Source organism: Bacillus sp. FSL W8-0519 (assembly GCF_038005585.1).
Classification (GTDB): domain Bacteria; phylum Bacillota; class Bacilli; order Bacillales; family Bacillaceae_G; genus Bacillus_A; species Bacillus_A paranthracis.
Genome location: NZ_JBBOTL010000001.1, coordinates 1,207,886 through 1,226,716, shown reverse-complemented (window position 1 = coordinate 1,226,716; position 18,831 = coordinate 1,207,886). Strand labels below are relative to the sequence as shown.

18 protein-coding genes are annotated in these 18,831 nt (G+C 36.0%); 9 read left to right on the top strand and 9 right to left on the bottom strand.

What is annotated here, in order from left to right; translation table 11 throughout:
- Positions 1 to 85: 85 nt before the first annotated feature.
- Positions 86 to 268 carry a YjzD family protein gene (locus tag NST14_RS06355; RefSeq protein ID WP_001211114.1) on the top strand — a complete coding sequence of 61 codons (183 nt, stop codon included), beginning with the start codon at positions 86 to 88 and terminating at the stop codon, positions 266 to 268.
- 37 nt (positions 269 to 305) lie between these two features.
- Here NST14_RS06355 and clpB read toward each other — a convergent pair whose 3' ends face one another.
- Positions 306 to 2,906, bottom strand: a complete 2,601-nt coding sequence (gene clpB, locus NST14_RS06350; RefSeq protein WP_000365374.1) for an ATP-dependent chaperone ClpB — start codon at positions 2,904 to 2,906, stop codon at positions 306 to 308.
- Positions 2,907 to 3,117: 211 nt separating this feature from the next.
- Entirely contained in the window at positions 3,118 to 3,297 is a 180-nt protein-coding gene (locus NST14_RS06345) for a YjzC family protein (protein WP_000531418.1), read from the bottom strand.
- A gap of 491 nt (positions 3,298 to 3,788) precedes the next feature.
- On the opposite strand from NST14_RS06345, the gene NST14_RS06340 reads away from it, so the two are divergent.
- The 3 genes from NST14_RS06340 (at position 3,789) to NST14_RS06330 (ending at position 5,042) form a co-directional block, all read left to right on the top strand.
- Positions 3,789 to 4,598, top strand: a complete 810-nt coding sequence (locus NST14_RS06340; RefSeq protein WP_001041235.1) for a Cof-type HAD-IIB family hydrolase — start codon at positions 3,789 to 3,791, stop codon at positions 4,596 to 4,598.
- 105 nt (positions 4,599 to 4,703) lie between these two features.
- Entirely contained in the window at positions 4,704 to 4,844 is a 141-nt protein-coding gene (locus tag NST14_RS06335; protein ID WP_000516816.1) for a hypothetical protein, read from the top strand.
- Positions 4,845 to 5,042, top strand: a complete 198-nt coding sequence (locus tag NST14_RS06330) for a DUF3813 domain-containing protein (RefSeq protein ID WP_000527400.1) — start codon at positions 4,845 to 4,847, stop codon at positions 5,040 to 5,042.
- Positions 5,043 to 5,067: 25 nt separating this feature from the next.
- Here NST14_RS06330 and NST14_RS06325 read toward each other — a convergent pair whose 3' ends face one another.
- The gene (locus NST14_RS06325) at positions 5,068 to 5,925 is read right to left on the bottom strand and encodes a YitT family protein (RefSeq protein ID WP_000364453.1); all 858 of its coding nucleotides are present in this window, start codon (positions 5,923 to 5,925) and stop codon (positions 5,068 to 5,070) included.
- A gap of 100 nt (positions 5,926 to 6,025) precedes the next feature.
- On the opposite strand from NST14_RS06325, the gene NST14_RS06320 reads away from it, so the two are divergent.
- Entirely contained in the window at positions 6,026 to 6,157 is a 132-nt protein-coding gene (locus NST14_RS06320) for a DUF3941 domain-containing protein (protein WP_001120845.1), read from the top strand.
- 129 nt (positions 6,158 to 6,286) lie between these two features.
- Positions 6,287 to 7,144, top strand: a complete 858-nt coding sequence (gene prsA / locus NST14_RS06315) for a peptidylprolyl isomerase PrsA (RefSeq protein WP_001214230.1) — start codon at positions 6,287 to 6,289, stop codon at positions 7,142 to 7,144.
- Positions 7,145 to 7,193: 49 nt separating this feature from the next.
- Here prsA and NST14_RS06310 read toward each other — a convergent pair whose 3' ends face one another.
- On the bottom strand, positions 7,194 to 8,048 hold the full coding sequence (locus NST14_RS06310) for a CvfB family protein (RefSeq protein ID WP_000281266.1): 855 nt from the start codon (positions 8,046 to 8,048) through the stop codon (positions 7,194 to 7,196).
- Between the two features lie 246 nt (positions 8,049 to 8,294).
- On the opposite strand from NST14_RS06310, the gene NST14_RS06305 reads away from it, so the two are divergent.
- Positions 8,295 to 8,786 carry a YajQ family cyclic di-GMP-binding protein gene (locus tag NST14_RS06305; protein ID WP_001040153.1) on the top strand — a complete coding sequence of 164 codons (492 nt, stop codon included), beginning with the start codon at positions 8,295 to 8,297 and terminating at the stop codon, positions 8,784 to 8,786.
- A gap of 483 nt (positions 8,787 to 9,269) precedes the next feature.
- Here NST14_RS06305 and NST14_RS06300 read toward each other — a convergent pair whose 3' ends face one another.
- Both NST14_RS06300 and NST14_RS06295 read right to left on the bottom strand, forming a co-directional pair.
- A complete protein-coding gene (locus NST14_RS06300; RefSeq protein WP_000397900.1) occupies positions 9,270 to 10,172 on the bottom strand; it encodes a helix-turn-helix domain-containing protein in 903 nt (300 codons plus the stop codon).
- A gap of 316 nt (positions 10,173 to 10,488) precedes the next feature.
- The gene (locus NST14_RS06295; protein ID WP_229142917.1) at positions 10,489 to 11,790 is read right to left on the bottom strand and encodes an alpha-amylase family glycosyl hydrolase; all 1,302 of its coding nucleotides are present in this window, start codon (positions 11,788 to 11,790) and stop codon (positions 10,489 to 10,491) included.
- Positions 11,791 to 12,003: 213 nt separating this feature from the next.
- On the opposite strand from NST14_RS06295, the gene NST14_RS06290 reads away from it, so the two are divergent.
- Positions 12,004 to 13,236, top strand: a complete 1,233-nt coding sequence (locus NST14_RS06290; protein WP_001091644.1) for an ammonium transporter — start codon at positions 12,004 to 12,006, stop codon at positions 13,234 to 13,236.
- Between the two features lie 275 nt (positions 13,237 to 13,511).
- On the opposite strand, the gene katB is transcribed toward NST14_RS06290, so the two are convergent.
- The 3 genes from katB to asnB form a co-directional block, all read right to left on the bottom strand.
- A complete protein-coding gene (gene katB, locus NST14_RS06285) occupies positions 13,512 to 14,978 on the bottom strand; it encodes a catalase KatB (RefSeq protein WP_001069173.1) in 1,467 nt (488 codons plus the stop codon).
- Between the two features lie 59 nt (positions 14,979 to 15,037).
- Positions 15,038 to 15,997 (bottom strand): ferrochelatase, encoded by a 960-nt coding sequence (gene hemH / locus NST14_RS06280; protein ID WP_061184757.1) that lies wholly within the window; start codon positions 15,995 to 15,997, stop codon positions 15,038 to 15,040.
- A 188-nt stretch (positions 15,998 to 16,185) separates the two neighbouring features.
- Positions 16,186 to 18,033, bottom strand: coding sequence for an asparagine synthase (glutamine-hydrolyzing) (gene asnB, locus NST14_RS06275; protein ID WP_061184758.1), 1,848 nt, complete (start codon positions 18,031 to 18,033; stop codon positions 16,186 to 16,188).
- A gap of 238 nt (positions 18,034 to 18,271) precedes the next feature.
- On the opposite strand from asnB, the gene NST14_RS06270 reads away from it, so the two are divergent.
- Positions 18,272 to 18,826, top strand: a complete 555-nt coding sequence (locus NST14_RS06270) for a DUF2777 domain-containing protein (RefSeq protein WP_000616053.1) — start codon at positions 18,272 to 18,274, stop codon at positions 18,824 to 18,826.
- Positions 18,827 to 18,831 lie beyond the last annotated feature (5 nt).

Genomic DNA, 18,831 nt, shown 5'->3' with positions numbered 1-18,831 from the left:
GTTGAAAAATCTACAAATATTTTTCTATATTCTTTTTTCAATTGTGTTACAATAAGGACAGATTGAACGAATAGAGGTGTAAAATATGCGTTTCATTTGGGCATTAATTTGGTCGTTCTTGCTTGTACATATGATGAGCTACGTAATCGGCTCTATGACTGGCGGTACATACGATTTTAACCAAGCGTCTATTTTCTCAGTTGTTCTTGCGGTATTCGTACTAGCAATTGCAGCTGCAATTCCAAACGAGCCAGTAGAACAACACTAAAAAAAGAGTCCGGATTTTATCCGAACTCTTTTTTGTTTTACTTCACATGAACGACTAATTCGTTATTTTCTACATCAACAACTACATGACTATTGTCAGTAATCGTTCCTGCAATTAATTCTCTCGCTAATTTCGTCTCAACTTGACGCTGTACATATCGTTTTAACGGACGAGCTCCGTACATTGGATCGAAGCCAGCTTCGACAACAAACTCTTTCGCTGCGTCTGTTAATTGTACCGTAATATGACGGTCAGCTAAACGGCCTTGTAATTCTTTTACAATTTTATCAACAATACCTTTAATTTCATTCGTTGTAAGAGGTTTGAATAAAATAATTTCGTCGACACGATTTAAAAACTCTGGTCGGAAATGTCCTCTTAATTGCCCCATGACAAGTTCTCTTGATTCCTCTTTAATTGAGCCATCTTCTTCTAATCCATCTAATAAATGAGCAGATCCAATATTTGACGTCATAATAATAACTGTGTTTTTAAAGTCTACTGTACGTCCTTGCGAATCTGTAATGCGTCCGTCATCTAACATTTGTAATAAAATGTTGAATACTTCTGGATGTGCTTTTTCGATTTCATCTAACAAAATAACAGAATACGGTTTACGTCTTACTGCTTCTGTTAATTGACCGCCCTCTTCATATCCAACATATCCAGGAGGTGCACCAATTAAGCGTGACACAGCGTGTTTCTCCATGTACTCAGACATATCAATACGAATCATTTGCTCTTCACTATCAAATAAAGACTGCGCTAACGTTTTTGCAAGTTCTGTTTTACCAACACCAGTCGGTCCTAAGAAGATGAAGGAACCAATTGGACGGTTCGGGTCTTTAATACCAGCACGAGCACGAAGAACTGCGTCTGATACTAGGCTTACCGCTTCTTCTTGTCCGATAACACGCTCTGATAAAATTTGCTCTAATCGTAATAATTTCTCACGTTCACCTTCAACGAGTTTTGCGACAGGAATACCAGTCCAGCGTGAAACAATATCAGCAATCTCTTCTTCACTTACTTCCTCACGTAATAAACGATTTTCTTGTTTATTATTCGCGCCCATTTCTTCTGCTTCTTTTAACTCTTTTTCAATTGCAGGAATTTTTCCGTGGCGAAGTTCCGCTGCTCTATTTAAGTCGTAATTACCTTCTGCTTCTTCTAATTCACGGCGCAGACGCTCTAAATGTTCACGTAAGTCACGAACTTTGTGAATATCTTCTTTTTCTTTCTCCCATTTGGCTCTCATGCCACTTGCCACTTCTTTTAAATCCGATAATTCACGTTGCAATGTTTTTAGACGTTCTTGGCTACCAAAGTCTTTCTCTTTTCCAAGAGCTGCTTCTTCAATTTCCAGCTGCATAATGCGACGCGTTACTTCATCTAATTCTGTTGGCATAGAATCAATTTCTGTACGAATTGTTGCGCACGCTTCGTCAACAAGATCAATTGCTTTATCCGGTAAGAAACGATCCGAAATATATCGATCTGATAAAACTGATGCTGCTACAATCGCGCGGTCATGAATATTTACACCATGATAAATTTCAAAGCGCTCTTTTAAACCACGTAAAATGGAAATTGTATCTTCAACAGTTGGTTCTTCTGCTAATACTTGTTGGAAACGTCTTTCTAGCGCTGGATCTTTCTCAATATATTTACGATATTCATCTAACGTCGTCGCCCCGATACAATGCAGTTCACCACGCGCAAGCATCGGTTTTAACATATTTCCTGCATCCATTGCGCCTTCTGTTTTACCAGCGCCGACGATTGTGTGAAGTTCATCAATGAATAATAAAATGCGTCCTTCACTCTTTTTAATTTCATTTAATACAGCTTGGAGACGCTCTTCAAATTCACCACGGAATTTCGCTCCAGCTACAAGCGCACTCATATCTAATGCAAAGATTGTTCTATCTTTTAATCCTTCAGGTACATCCTTTTTCACAATACGCTGTGCTAACCCTTCAACAATTGCTGTTTTACCAACACCTGGTTCACCAATTAAAACTGGGTTGTTTTTCGTTTTACGTGAAAGAATGCGGATTACGCGGCGAATTTCACTATCGCGGCCGATAACAGGGTCAATTTTCCCCGCTCTTACTTCCGCTACTAAATCACGACCATATTTTTCTAACGCTTCATAAGTTGCTTCTGGATTTTGACTAGTCACTCTTTGATTCCCCCGAACTGTCATTAAAGACTGTAATAAGTTATCTTTCGTAATATGAAATCTTGTAAATAATTGGTTTATATCGCCTTTTTCTTCAGTAAAAGCAAGTAATACATGTTCCACTGAAATGTAATCATCTTGCAATTTCTCTGCTTCTTTTCCTGCTCTTACAAGTAGTTGTTGCAGAGCACCTGTTATATATAATTTACCTGCTTCTGCACCGCTCCCCGTTACGGAAGGCTTTTTCTTAATTAAATTTTCGGCGCCTTGTTTTAATGCTTCTATATCGACGTTCATTTTTTGAAAAATACGTACTGCTAACCCATCTTGCTCTTCTAATAATGTAAACAAGAGATGAACAGTATCTACTTCTTGATGGTGATGAGATACCGCTAAAGATTGGGCACTCATAATCGCCTCTTGTGTTTTTGTTGTCATTTGATTTAAGTCCATCTTTACAGTCCTCCAAATGTTTGACTTTCTTTGACCTTTGATTTGATTATACGCCAACTGACTTTTTTATACAATAATTTTGCTTATGTATTTTCAAACTTATTATTTGAAAAAGAAAAAAGGAGCATTCATGATACAACTGAAAAATATACGGTAAATGAAATTAAAATGTGTAACGACAAAAAAGCCGCAATAACGATTGCGGCTCCTGTTACGGTTTTCTTTTATACGTCCACTGACGGTTATGATTCGTGTTATCTGGAAACTTGTCACCAGCAGTTAGTTTCACCATTTGCGGGTCTTTTACCATACTTCCCGTTTCACCAATTTCTACGTAAATGCCATCATTCGGCGCTTTTTGTCCAGAACGAAACCTGCGATTTTGTCCCATTTCCATTCTCCTTCCATGACGTCTTTGCCTCATTAGTATATCCATTTTAAAAGAAAGCTTTTCTGTCATGTTTAGGAAACAGGTACTACATTTCGTTCTTGTACATATACATGAATGACACAAGCTTAAAGCAGGGATTTCTTTCCTATTTGTAGAAAAAAAGAAACCAACCTACTATAGGCCAGTTTCAAAGGAGAGTCAAACATATACGAGAAGATTACATGTTCATTATAAGCCTCATCATACGAGAAATGTAACCCTTTTCACAATTTGTCCATAATGAAAGAAACATTGTTTGAACTTTCTAAAAAGATGTTGACTTTTCTTAATTTCCAACGAGAAATAGTAGACACCGCAGCACTTTGCGACGTAAGATGGATATATAGTGAACTTTCCATCTTTGGTGGTCTCACCCAGTCTAACCTCTTATTTCTGCAGATTAAAAACGGAAATACAGATAAAAACAAAAAAATATTATAAGAGGTGAAATTATGAACAAACAACATTTAATCGCACTAGACTTAGACGGCACTTTATTAACAGACAACAAAATAATTTCCACTCGAACGAAACATACAATTGCAAAAGCAAAGGAACAAGGACATATTGTTGTCATCTCAACAGGACGTCCATTCCGCGCTAGTTATGATTACTATAAAGAACTTGGTCTAAATACACCAATCGTAAACTTTAATGGCGCTTACGTACATCACCCTCTTGATTCAAAGTGGGGCACACATCACTCTCCTCTTGAGCTAGCAACAGCGCAAGAAATTGTCCGGGCTTGCTTTGATTTTGGCGTAAAAAACATATACGCTGAAGTAATGGACGATGTGTATGTACGTGAAATTGATGAAGATAAAAAACATATTTTCGAATTCGGTTCTCCAAACATTTTTACAGGAGACTTATTAAATATTTTAAATGATCATCCAACTTGCTTATTAATTGACGCACATGACGAGCATTCCAGTGCAATTCGTCAACATTTAACTGATATGCACGCTGAAGTAATCGACCATAGAAAGTGGGGCGCACCTTGGCCGATTATTGAAATTGTAAAAAGCGGATTAAATAAAGCTGTTGGACTACAAAAAATTTCTAGTCATTATAACATTCCACAAGAGCGAATCATCGCTTTCGGTGATGAAGATAACGACTTTGAAATGATTGAATTTGCTGGTCACGGCATCGCAATGGGAAATGCCATCCCTGAATTAAAATCACTCGCAAACCATACGACGCTAACGAACGAAGAAGATGGTATTGCACTATATTTAGAAGAGGTTCTTGGGTTGTAATCTAAAAATTCCCTGCTTATAGTTTCTCGCCAAACGCTCATACTATCATTAGACGCACAAGTTAGCGCGTCGATTGTTTTCAGCTAAATAAAGGGGGTTTTTCGAATGGGTAAAAAGAACAAATCAAAACGTTTTATCCAACAAGGAGCCGATGCTGTTATGAAGCATGATGCAAGATTCCCGTACCGAGGTACATTAGCTGAGGCAGAAAAAGCGAGAAGTAACTCTTCTTTTGGAGGGGTCTAAATGGGGAACTTACTATTTCAACAAGCTAGAGATGCTGTTGCAAATGCTGTATCTTGTTCAAGCGGCGTCGAGCAACAAGATCTCGTATATAGAGCAAAAAATGCTTTGCAATCCGCTTACGCAAATTCTTCAACTGCTGAAAAAGTTCAGCTACGTGAAATGCAAGAGCAGTTGCAAAACATTACGAATGCACATTAAAAAAGAGGACCAGCTTTGGTCCTCTTTAATCTTTTCGAAACAATCCGAACACCCCAACTGTTTGCAGTACGTTTGTAAATGCACCTGGGTCCACTTGTTTAATAACCCTCTCCAATTCGTACAGTTCGTAACGGGTAATAACAATCATTAACATTTCCTTATTTTCATTCGTATAAGCACCAGTTGCTGGTATAGTTGTAATCCCCCTCACTAAGCGTGAGTGAATCGCCTTTCGTACATCCGCCCCATTCTTCGTAACGATTAATGCCGTAATCTTCACATGACGCGTATGAATTGCATCGATGATTCGCGTTGACACATACAAAGTCACTAAAGTATATAATGCTTTTTCCCATCCATACACATAGCCGGCAGCGATAATGATCAGTGCATTAAAGAAGAAAAAATACGTACCGACAGGCTTGTCTTTAATCTTTGATAAAATCATGGCGATTATATCTAAACCACCTGTAGAAGCCCCCCACTTCAACGCAATCCCTACCCCGATTGCTGAAATAAGCCCACCAAAAATCGCATTTAATATGATGTCGTTTGAAACTGCTCTAACTGGAATAATTTCTAAAAACATAGTCATAAAGATAACGCAAAGAAAACTAAAGAAAGTAAAGGCCTTTCCAACCTTTTTCCATGCTAAAATAACGACTGGAATGTTAAACAAGCTAAATAATACCCCGGTTGATATGTGAATAGATAAAAAATCACCTAATATTTGTGATAGCAATTGAGACAATCCAGCAAAGCCACTTGCATACACTTTCGCTGGCGTTAAAAATAAATTCATTCCAATCGCATTTAACAAACCTGCGACGATTACAACGATTAACTTCTTTATAAGTTCGGTATAATTCAACTTCAAATCCATTTCCAATCCACCTTCATTATTCATGAATACACTGCTATACATAGTCTTTACGAAAAAGGAAATGATAAACGTACAACGTTTAGAAATGGAGTTGATACATATGCCACATACGAGTGATAACGACAAAAAAGCACGCGATAATAATGCAAAACGCGCGCAAAAAAATGAGCAAGAACAAAAGAATATAGAGCAAGGTAAGCGTGCTTATTCCAAAAAGACCGATCACCTTTGATCCCATCGTACATCAACAATATTGTTGATGTACTTTTTTTACATTTCACAGGAAAAAACATTAAAAATTCACTTCATGTTCACTTCTATATTCTACAATAGCGATAACATATTCGGATGAGGTGTTAGCATGAGAGGAAAACACATTTTCATTATTACTGCACTACTAAGTATATTAATGCTATCTGCTTGTGGACAAAAAAACGACTCAGATACAGTCGCTACAGCAACCGACTCAACCATTACGAAGAGCGACTTCGAAAAACAATTGAAAGATCGTTACGGAAAAGACATGCTGTACGAAATGATGGCGCAAGACGTTATCACGAAAAAATATAAAGTATCTGACGATGATGTAGATAAAGAATTACAAAAAGCAAAAAATCAATACGGAGACCAATTTAAAAACGTATTGAAAAACAATGGTTTAAAAGATGAAGCTGATTTCAAAAATCAAATTAAGTTCAAACTTGCTATGAATGAAGCGATTAAGAAAAGTATTACAGAAAAAGACGTGAAAGACCACTATAAACCAGAAATTAAAGCAAGCCATATTTTAGTAAGTGACGAAAATGAAGCGAAAGAAATAAAGAAAAAATTAGATGCTGGTGCTTCATTTGAAGAACTAGCAAAACAAGAATCGCAAGACCTACTATCAAAAGAAAAAGGCGGAGACCTCGGATATTTCAATTCAGGTAGAATGGCACCTGAATTTGAAACTGCTGCCTATAAACTAAAGGTCGGACAAATTAGCAATCCCGTTACATCACCAAACGGTTATCATATTATTAAATTAACTGATAAAAAAGAATTAAAACCCTATGATGAAGTGAAAGACTCTATTCGCAAAAACTTAGAAGAAGAACGTATCTCTGACCCTATATTCGGCAAAAAACTATTGCAAAATGAATTAAAAAAAGCAAATATTAAAATAAACGATAGTGAGTTGAAAGATACGTTTACTCTTGTACATGAGCAAGGGAATTAAAAAAGCACCACCTTATAGGTAAAATATAAGGTGGTGCTTTTTATTTCCTTTATTTCTTAAAGTACGTCCAACCTTCTTCTTGGTAAACCTTTTCTTCTTTCATCAACTTACCAAGTGCACGCTTAAATGCAGCTTTACTCATATTGAAACGTTCTTTAATGTCTTCTGGATAACTCTTATCCCAAAACGGCATTGCTCCGCCTCGTTCTTCCATATATGCATAAATCACTGCAGCATCATCTTCCATTCCTTCTTCTTTACGAGGAAGAAGTGAAATGTTAATTGTACCGTCATCTTTTACATCAATAATTCGTCCCGTTACACGTTGACCGATGCGAACTTGTTCTTTTCTTTCTGTATGATGTAAAAATGCACGGAAATGCTCATCTGTTAATACGAACGAACCAACTTGAAGTGAACGATACACACGTCCGTTTACGTTTTTATTACGCATAGATGGTGTCGCATCTACAACGATTTCTTGCATATCACTATCTCTTGCCGGAAGAGCAATTAAACGATCACGATTCGTTAATTTTAACGTACAATATAATTCATCTCCAACTTCAGGCCATACTGGCATATAAATTGGGAATTCATCAGCTGGAATTAGTATATCTTTTGATACACCAATATCAACAAACACACCTAAACTAGGAATAACTTCTACAACCTTTACCCAGTTCCAATCATATGTTGTAATAATTGGCTCCTTCATTGTTGCCGAAATACGATTTTGGTGGTCAAGGTATAAGAATACATCAATCGTATCGCCTTCTTCAATTTCTCCAGCTACTTCATTTTTATGTAGGAAAATTTCTTCTTCTTCATTTCCAACCATATATCCAATTTCCGTTTCGCGTAAAACAGTTACCTGTTCAATCGATCCTATTTGTAAATACATATTTTTTTAATTCCCTTCTATATATATAAAATGAACTTTTTAACTTTTTATATTTTTATCATTCCAAACAAAAGTTAATTATAACACGATTTTCTCTTTATTTGTCCAACTGCCCAAAATTCACTATAATAAAATGAGGTTACATCATTATAAGTATGAAAACACTTAAGTCTAATCTCGTTTTCAGCTATACTTTAGTATGTACAGTACATAAAAAGAGTAGAAATTTATTTGGAGGTGCTAACTATGGCAAAAGATAGTTCTTTTGACATCGTTTCGAAAGTAGAATTACCTGAAGTAACAAACGCAATTAACACTGCATTAAAAGAAATCCAAAACCGATATGACTTTAAAGGAAGTAAAAGTGATATTAAACTTGAAAAAGAAGTACTTGTTTTAACTTCTGACGACGAGTTCAAATTAGAGCAAGTAAAAGACGTTCTTATTTCTAAACTCGTAAAACGTAACGTTCCAATTAAGAACTTAGATTACGGAAAAGTTGAAGCGGCAGCTGGTAACACTGTTCGCCAACGTGCAACACTTCAACAAGGTATCGATAAAGATAACGCGAAAAAAATTAACAACATCATTAAAGAAATGAAATTAAAAGTAAAAACACAAGTACAAGATGATCAAGTACGTGTTACAGCGAAAAGCCGTGATGACTTACAAGCAGTTATCGCAGCAGTTCGTAGCGCTGATTTACCAATTGACGTACAATTTATTAACTACCGCTAAAAAGAAAAACATCCTCTATGTAGAGGATGTTTTTCTTTTTAGCTTGTAAAAGTCTAAGCTTACGGGCAATCGGATAAATTTTATGCATAAATGAAGAAGAACCTTTTAAAAATCGGAACAAAAACCTCCCTCCCCAATCAAATGTAACAAATTATGAGTATAAGAATATTTTCCACCCTTTCCTGTAATGTAAAATTAGTAAGGAATTTATTTTATGAAAAATGTTAATTAAAAAGAGTTAGAAGTGGTTATTTGAAGAAATTAATACTATGTTTTTTATTAACTACATTCTGTCTATATATTGCAGGGTGTTCTAATAATATAACTACACCTGGGGATACATCTAAAACTTCAACATCTGCGAATTGTAAATACATCAACAAAGCTTGGTATAAGAAACCTACGAACTGTAATAATCGATGATATAAGTCATAAAAAAGACACCATATGGTGCTTTTTTTATAGAGAATAATAAGATGTTCATCAGAAATTATGAGTGATTTTTTTATTTTGTTGTTCAAAATATTTTTCTTTAACTATTTTTATCAGATCTTCTTTTTCTGTTAGTTCAAAGATAAATAATGCTTTTTTCATATTATCAGCTACATCTTCTTCATTACATTGTTTCAGCTTTAGCATGTTCCAAGCTTTCCCGTAGTATAATTCGCCTAATAAATATAAAGTATTTAGATTAATAGCTAATTTAATACCCATATCATTGTATTTTATTGCCTCTTCATGTTGATTTGCATGACCTAACATTTTCCCTAAATTAAAAATGATTTTTAATTTAATCTCTTTATCTCTAGGGAAATCTAACTTGTTAAAATTAGTTAAACATCTTCTTAATATAGTAATACTCTTTTCATATTCTTTATTTGCCCAATGAAATATAGCCATCGACTGCATAATATCTATTTCTCTTTCCGATAAAAAATCACCATTCGTTACAGTTAGTTTTAGTGCATTATTTAAAAGATTTAAAGCAGTTTTTATTGATTTATTCACATAAAATATAGCAATCGCTTCATGCCATATTAGAAATTGTTTATCTTCTTTTAACTGGAAATTATTTTCGGTTTTCTCTTGTTTCACTATTTCATAAAGTTCATTATATTGTTTTTGTTTTGTACAATCTCTCATTACACATTTTACATTTTCTACATATTTTAGTTTTTTGTTTTGAGTTAGTGCGAAAATATGATTTGGATCAATACCAAGTCTTTCAGATAATTGATATAACAATATGCTAGATGGATAAATCATACCTTTTTCTATTTTGCTAATTTGACTTTGCGAACATATTCCATGACACAATTCAGATTGTGATATATTCTTTTTCATTCTAAGCTCTTTAATGGTAATACCCAAATCGTAAAATTCCATTTTTCCTCCTCAAATATAGCCCTCAATGAGTAACAAAATACTTTTCACCCTTTAATGTAATGTAAAATTAGTATATTTTCAATTATTGTTTCTTCTATCGATTTTTTTACTTCTTTGCTCAGTTGCATTTCGAGGTGAGAGTCTTACTTCAAAGAAAAACAGACTAGGGAGAAAGTTTTCTCCTTAGCCTGTCCCACCGAACAAATTCCCCATCGTCACTGTTATCCCCAAAATACAGAATTACGAATACGATAAGAAGACTTGAACATCTCACCTCATCACGCACTTTTAATTGAACACAAAAGAGAATATCCCCTTATTTCCGCTTCTTTTTAACCACAATTAAAAAAGCAATAAACAATACGTTCACACCGACGATTAAAGAAATAAATAGCCAATTCACACCTGTTTCCCCGTTAACTTTATACACATTTGATTCTTCACGCTTTAAAACGAGATAAAATTTTCCGTTTTCTTCTCTTATAATTTCATCTTCTAACAATCCCCTTAGCTCTTGTTTTTCACCAATCTCACTTGCAGGTAAAGCAACTTTTTGTGTTTCTCTCGTATTATTAATCGCTACTACTGTCACTTCATCTTTATACTTTCTCTTTAGTACACTCATTCCATCTTTATCGTATAGAAGCTCAAACGTACCGCGGCGTAAAGATGGTCTCGCTTGTCTAAGCTCACCGAGTTTCGTTATATGTTGCATAAACTTTTCATCTGATTTGAAGTCCATTAATCGTCTATTATCTGGCGTACCTCCTCCATCCAATGCAATTTCAGTTCCGTAATAAAAATTCGGAATACCTGGTGTTGTTAATAAATATGTAAGAGCTAGTTTCAAACGAGATGGTGGATAATTCATATTCTCTTTTGCAATACGAGCAAATCTTTTTGTATCTTGATTATCTAAAAATGTAGCGGCTGCTCCGTCTTTTTTACTTACATCATATAAAGGTTTCACCGATACGTCCGCTTTGGAAAACGCATCTACTATTTTTTCGTTGTATTCACTATCTTCTTTTGTCATAACTCGAAAATCTTTCTTTATCACTTGCATATCTTTTTGCACATCATCCCAAAAAGCAGGCGATTTTTTTTCACTATGTATTACATAACTTGCATCTAAATCAACTTCTTTGATCCACCATTTCATCGAGTCGATTACTTGTTGTTCGTTTTCTCCAAGCGGAAATTGAAATACAACTTTCATTCCTTTTGCATGAGCTTCTTGCACAAGTTCTTTCACATCATTTTCTGTTCCGAAATGTTCATTTACCTTCTGAAAATTGCGCACGTCTAACCCATCGTATTTTACACTTTCAAAAAGCGGCGAAAGCATAACAGTAGTAAATCCCATTTTTTTTATGTAATCCATTCTTTTTATAATACCTCTTATATCTCCGCCCTGATATCCTTCTAAATTGCCAACTTCTAACTGTTTGTCATTTTTCGGTTCCCCATTATTAAAACGATCAATCATAATGGAATATATAACTTCGTCTCGCCACTCTCTTTTTTCGTCTGCAAATGTATGTATTGGTACAAACAAAACGACAGCTAAACAAAAACAAATGAATAGTTTCCTAGTATGTATTTTCCCCACACGCATCCCCCATGTATTTTAATTGTAAGAATATTATACCAATTATCCAAACGAATCGCATACGTTGATTTCATTCTTATCAAATTAATACATGTTAGGTTTTCTAACATTACATATAAAATTTTCTGAATTTTTAGTTGATTTTTCTTTTTATTTCGAATATGATATGAAACATAACAAATTGATGTTATTTTTTCTAACATTACAGGAGGAGAGAGCATGAATACAGGAGATACGGTTTTTATGTTTGTAGCGACAGTAATGGTCATGTTAATGACACCAGGATTAGCACTTTTTTATGGAGGTATGGTTCGCAGTAAAAACGTACTCAGTACGACAATGCATAGTTATAGCGCAATGGCTATCGTTTCGATTCAATGGATTTTAATTGGTTATTCTTTATCATTCGGACCAGATTGGCACGGACTTATCGGCACATTCGATTGGTTCGGTTTAAACGGAGTTAGCTACGCACCAAATCCAGACTACTCATCTACTATTCCTCACAATTTATTTATGATGTTTCAACTCATGTTCGCTATTTTAACTCCCGCTTTAATTTCAGGAGCATTTGCCGAAAGAATGCGATTTTCAGCTTTCCTTATTTTCATCCTTCTATGGACAACAATCGTTTACAATCCTGTCGCTCATTGGGTATGGGGCGTTGGCGGATGGCTAAGAGAACTTGGTGCGTTAGACTTCGCTGGTGGTAATGTCGTTCATATTACATCTGGCGTGGCTGGCCTCGTATTAGCTATTTTCCTTGGAAAACGCAAAAACATAAACGGTTCGTCTCCTCATCATTTACCATTTACGATGTTAGGCGCTGGTTTACTGTGGTTCGGCTGGTTCGGTTTTAACGTCGGAAGCGCATTATCTTTAAACGACGTAGCTTTAACTGCATTTATTAATACAAATATAGCCGCCGCTGCCTCCGCATTAACTTGGATGCTTTCAGAGTGGTTCTTCCAATCAAAACCGACCGCGATGGGAGCTGCTTGCGGCGTTGTTTCCGGTCTAGTCGCTATTACACCAGCTTGCGGGTTCGTTACACCTTTCTCAGCTCTTCTTATCGGAGCAATTGGCGGCGTATTATGCTTCGGAGCGGTCTTTTTCTTAAAAACAAAATTCGGATACGACGATACACTCGATGCATTTGGATGTCACGGCATCGGCGGAACTTGGGGCGGCATTGCGACAGGACTATTTGCAACTACCACCGTAAACAGTGATGGTGCTAACGGATTATTTTACGGGAACGCCGCGCTGCTGTTGAAACAACTTGTAGCAATCGGCGCAACATATGCGTTCACAATTATAATGACGTACGCGATTATTAAAGCAATTAACTTCTTCCTCCCTGTCCGGGTAGATGAGCACGAGGAACATATGGGACTTGATATTTCAATGCACGGAGAGAAAGCTTATGAATATACTGAGCGAGTGAACTAAAAAAGAGATGCAATCTATTGATAGTAGATTGCATCTCTTTTTTGCATTTATCAGCACTGCATACCCCAGCTAGTATTCCTGTAAATATATCAGCGATTCTTCGGATATATCGACGATTTTTCAAATATATCAGCGATTATTTCAATATATCGACGTTTCGACACGATATATCGATTTACCAACAAATTCCGACATAATGAAACTGAAGAATACCCGTGTGTAACTTTACATAAACAAAAAAAGACGACCGTTTCATAACAGTCGTCTTTTCCAATTTATTTCGGAGCATTTCCTACATATTGCGTAATATCAACGTTTAATGCTTGCGCTAAACGCATACCGTACTCTTGATCTGCACGGAAGAAGTTACATACAGCTAGTAATTTCGTACGTTCATTTACGTCTTTTAAGTCATTTGTTAAGTTTGCAATTAAGTTGTCTTGCTCTTCTTTAGAGAATGAACGGTAACGCTCACCCGCTTGTTTGAAATCATTTGGTTTGTCAATTTTCTCACGAGATACATAGCCTTCTACTTTCATAGTTGAATCGCGGTAAGCTGGGTCTTCAACTGGATTTTCAGCATGACGGCTCGGTTCATAGTTAATTGTAGATGGGTTTTGATTGATTTGCATCGCACCATCACGTTGTTGATTATGAACAGCTGCGTATGGACAGTTTACAGGAATTTGTAAGTAGTTTGCACCAAGGCGGTAACGCTGTGTATCTGGATAAGAGAATAAACGACCTTGTAATAATTTATCTTCAGATGGTTCAATACCATTTACAGTTGCACTTGGAGAGAACGCTACTTGTTCTACTTCCGCAAAGAAGTTTTTCGGGTTACGATTTAACGTCATTGTCCCTACTTCCATTAATGGGAAACGATCTTCTGGCCATACTTTCGTTGGGTCCAGTGGATCAAAGTCTAAAGAATCCATTTCATCTAGTTGCATCACTTGTACGTGTAAATCCCATTTCGGGTAATTTCCTTTTTCGATTGCATCGAATAAGTCACGAGTTGCATGGTTGAAGTCTTTTCCTTGTACTTCTTGCACTTCTTTTGCACTTAAGTTACGTACACCTTGCTGTGGCTTCCAATGATATTTAATGTAGACGATTTTACCTTCCGCATTAATCCATTTGAATGAATGTACACCGAAACCTTCCATTTCACGATAGCTTGCTGGTGTACCGTAATCAGAAAATACCCATGTCATCATATGTGTAGATTCTGGACTTAACGTCATGAAATCCCAGTAACGATCTGGTGTTTGAATATTTGTATCAGGTGCTGGTTTTAAAGAATGCACCATATCAGGGAATTTAATTGCATCACGAATGAAGAAGACTGGTAAATGGTTACCTACAATATCGTAATTTCCTTCTTCTGTATAAAATTTAACAGCGAAACCGCGTGGATCACGTGCTGTTTCAGGAGAACCTTGACCATGAATAACCGTTGAAAAACGAACAAATACAGGCGTTTCAGTTCCTTCATTTTGTAAAAATGCTGCTTTCGTATATTGCTTCATGCTGTTTTTCGTTACGAATACACCGTGAGCACCTGCACCACGTGCGTGCACAACACGCTCTGGAATACGTTCACGATCAAAGTGAGCCAATTTTTCTACTAAATGATAGTCTTCTAATAATACCGGTCCACGGCGACCAGCTGTACGAGAATTTTGGTTATCTCCGACCGGAGCACCTTGGTTTGTTGTTAAGCGATTATTTGGATTCATCTAGGGGGATCCTCCTCTTTCTTTCATAGTAATTATTATTTATTTAAAATTATTATAAATTAATTATTATTCAAAATTAGTTCTTTGTCAACTATTTCTTTCATTTTTCTGGAAACAATTGTAGCTAAACAATCAATAAATGTAGATTGTGCATTCGGCATATTTGGTCTAAAATACGCAGCATTTAATTCATCCGTCACAACTTTACACTCGTAATCGTTGTCATATAAAACTTCTAAATGCTCTGCCACAAAACCAACTGGGCAATATACGAAAGATTTATATCTATGCTCTTCAAATAAATCTCTCGTTAAATCTTGTACATCCGGTCCAATCCATGGATCAGGTGTATTTCCGGCACTTTGCCAACCAATTGTATAGTTTTGGATGTTTGCAGCTGCTGCGATTAAATCCGCCGTATGCTGCAATTGCTCCACATAAGGATCACCTGCTGCAATAATTTTTTCTGGTAAACTATGCGCTGAAAAAATTACAACCGCTTTCTCTTTATCTTCAATTTTTGTAAATGTTTCTTTTATTTGATCTGCCCAATACGAAATAAATTTCGGTTCATCATACCATTGTTCAATTGGTTCAATAACAGGACCACCTATTTCCTCCGAGAGACGAATTGCACGCTCGTTATATGCCTTAATGCTAAAGGTAGAATAATGCGGCGCTAATACGATACTAATTGCTTGCTCAATTCCATCGCGCTTCATCTCTTCTACTGCATCTTCTATAAACGGAGCAGTATGTTTTAAGCCTAAGTAACAATTAAATTCATACTCTGTAAACATATTATTCATTGAGTCTGTTAATTTATGCGCTTGCTCTTTCGTAATTTTTGCAAGCGGTGAAATTCCACCAATCGCTTTATAGCGTCCAATTAAATCTTGGAGTGCTTCTTCTGATGGCTTACGCCCATGACGAATATGTGTATAATACGCCTCTACTTCATCTAATGAATCCGGCGTTCCATACGCCATTACGAGTAAACCTATTTTTTTCTTTTTCATCTATATAACACCTCAATTTTATAAATGAGAATCTTTTTCAAGAACATTTGTTTCCAATTATAACAACTAATAATAAGTACGTAAAGATAATTATTCTAAATAAGTATTTTTTCTAATATGATTTTGAATTTTATATGACAATTTATTTAATAAAAAGCGACTTACTTATAAAGTAAGTCGCTTTTCTCCTATTCTTTAATATTTACTCCATATTCTTTAAACCAAACGTGAATTTGTGCTAAATGAGCTAAAAGTTGTGGCCCAGTCATTAATTGACCATACCATGGCGTTTGGAATGCACTGCCGCCTGACTCAATTAATCCACTCAGCTGTTCTTTATCAAATAGCTCGTGTAAAATCGATCCTTTATCTGTTAATAAATCTTGTATCCATACTGTTACTGCTTTCGTATAGTGCGGATTATGTGTTTTTGGATACGGGCTCTTCTTTCTATATAATATCTCATTTGGAAGTAACCCTTCTAACGCTTTACGCAATAGACCTTTTTCGCGGTTTTTATACATTTTCATTTCCCAAGGAATATTCCACGCATATTCGACAAGCCGATGATCTGCAAATGGAACGCGTACTTCTAAGCTCGCCCCCATACTCATACGGTCTTTTCTGTCTAATAATGTTGTCATAAACCATACCATATTTAAATAAAATAATTGGCGTCTTTTTGCTTCTAGCGGACTTTCCCCATCTAAAATAGGAACTTCTTGAATGGACTCTTCATAGCGCTGCTGTACATATTGTTGTAAATTTAATTTATTTCTCCATTCTTTCTTTAGCAATTGTTCACGCGATTCTGTAGAACGCATCCACGGAAATGCGCTCGATTGTAAATCATCTTCTCTATAAAACCACGGATAACCACCAAATATTTCATCTGCACATTCCCCAGATAAACCGACGACAAAATCTTGTTTAATTTCGCGGCAAAACCATAATAATGACGAATCGATATCTGCCATACCAGGCAAATCACGAACGAGTACTGCTTCTGTTAAATACTGCGCTAATTGTTCATTTGAAATGACGCAGCGATGATGGATCGTTTGAAACGTCTCCGTCATTAAATGAATAAATGGTGCATCTGAATTTGGCTGAAACGCATTTGCTTTAAAGTATTTGTCATTATCTTCGTAATCAACCGAATACGTGTGTAATTGACCTTTTCCCGATCTTTCGTATTCTTTTGCAGCAATTGCTGTTATAGCGCTTGAATCTACACCGCCTGATAAAAAAGTACATAATGGTACATCAGAAACGAGCTGCCTTGTAATCGCATCTTGTAATAAAAATCGTGTTTTTTCTACTGTTTCTTCAAAGGAATCTTCATGCTTTTTACTTTCTACATTCCAATATCTCCATATGCATAAACCGTTCTTTGAAAATGTCATCGCATGACCTGGACGTAATTCTTTTATACCAGCATAAATGCCGTGGCCAGGCGTTCTAGATGGTCCAAGGCCAAATATTTCAGATAATCCTTCTAACGTCACTTCCGCCTTCACATCTGGATGCGCCAATATCGCTTTTAACTCTGAGCCAAATAGTAATCGCCCACTGTCATATTTATAAAATAGTGGTTTTACCCCTAATCGATCGCGCGCAATAAACACTTGTTCTTTCTGTTCATCCCATACAGCAAACGCATATATACCGTTTAAATGATCGACACATTCTTCTTTCCATTCCATATACGATGCTAATAGTACTTCCGTATCAGAATGACCTTTGAACGTATATCCTCTTCTTAATAGTTCCTTTCGAATATCTTCCGTGTTATACAGTTCGCCGTTATAGCAAATTGCATAATTTGCTTCATCTTTTAAACAAGTCATCGGCTGTTTACCACCTTCAGGATCAACAACGATTAACCGTTTATGCCCAAATGCGACATTGCCTTTAATCCAAACTTTATTATCATCTGGGCCACGCTTCGCTAACGTCTCAGCCATCTTCGTAACGACGTCCCGTTCTCCTTCTAATGAGCGTTTATAATCCACCCATCCTGTAATCCCGCACATATAAATCATCCTTCCATCTTATTTCTTTTCTTGAACGTGCAGTAATCCCCACCCTAAGAGGTGCGGATTACAAAATGAAAAACTTGACGATAACCTACTATCCATATACGGAATAGCATTTTCACTCAGTAAAACGTGTTTTATTGTATGCCCACCTATGTGTAGATGTGTCTAGTTATAAAGAATGCACGAACTGTCTATAACAGGAATAACTACTTTTCAAAAGGAGAAATCGTGTATGATACAACGTAAACATATTTTATATAACCAGCCTCGCGCTCATACGGTCGGTAATGTAGAATATATAAACAATGAATGGGTATTCTTTGATGATGAAAATGAGGAAGCATTTTTATTAGAAGATATTGCCGAAGATGGATTTGAAATTTTATATAACAACAACTGGCTACCGGCTCGTTTCTATGAACAAGATATATTACAAATCGCCAACGAACAGCACCATTTGCAAAATGGGGAAATGATACGCATTCGTAAAAAATTACTCCTTAGCTATACAGAATGGCTTGAGGAATTACCTGACTCTGTCTTCGCCTTATTAACAGAGGCATTGCAATCACTTCATTACTCTTTATATGATTGCATGTATTGTCATAATTATTTATCCTTTTTACCGAAAGAGGAAGCATGCGAAGGAGTAAATATTCTTTTATTTGATAACGAAGAGATGATTTGTACACTGCAGCACCATTTCGTTCGTCACGCTACGTCAAATAAAAATATGTTTCGTTTTACGAAAGTAAACGGAGAAGAGTTGCATATCGATGCAACATAAAATAA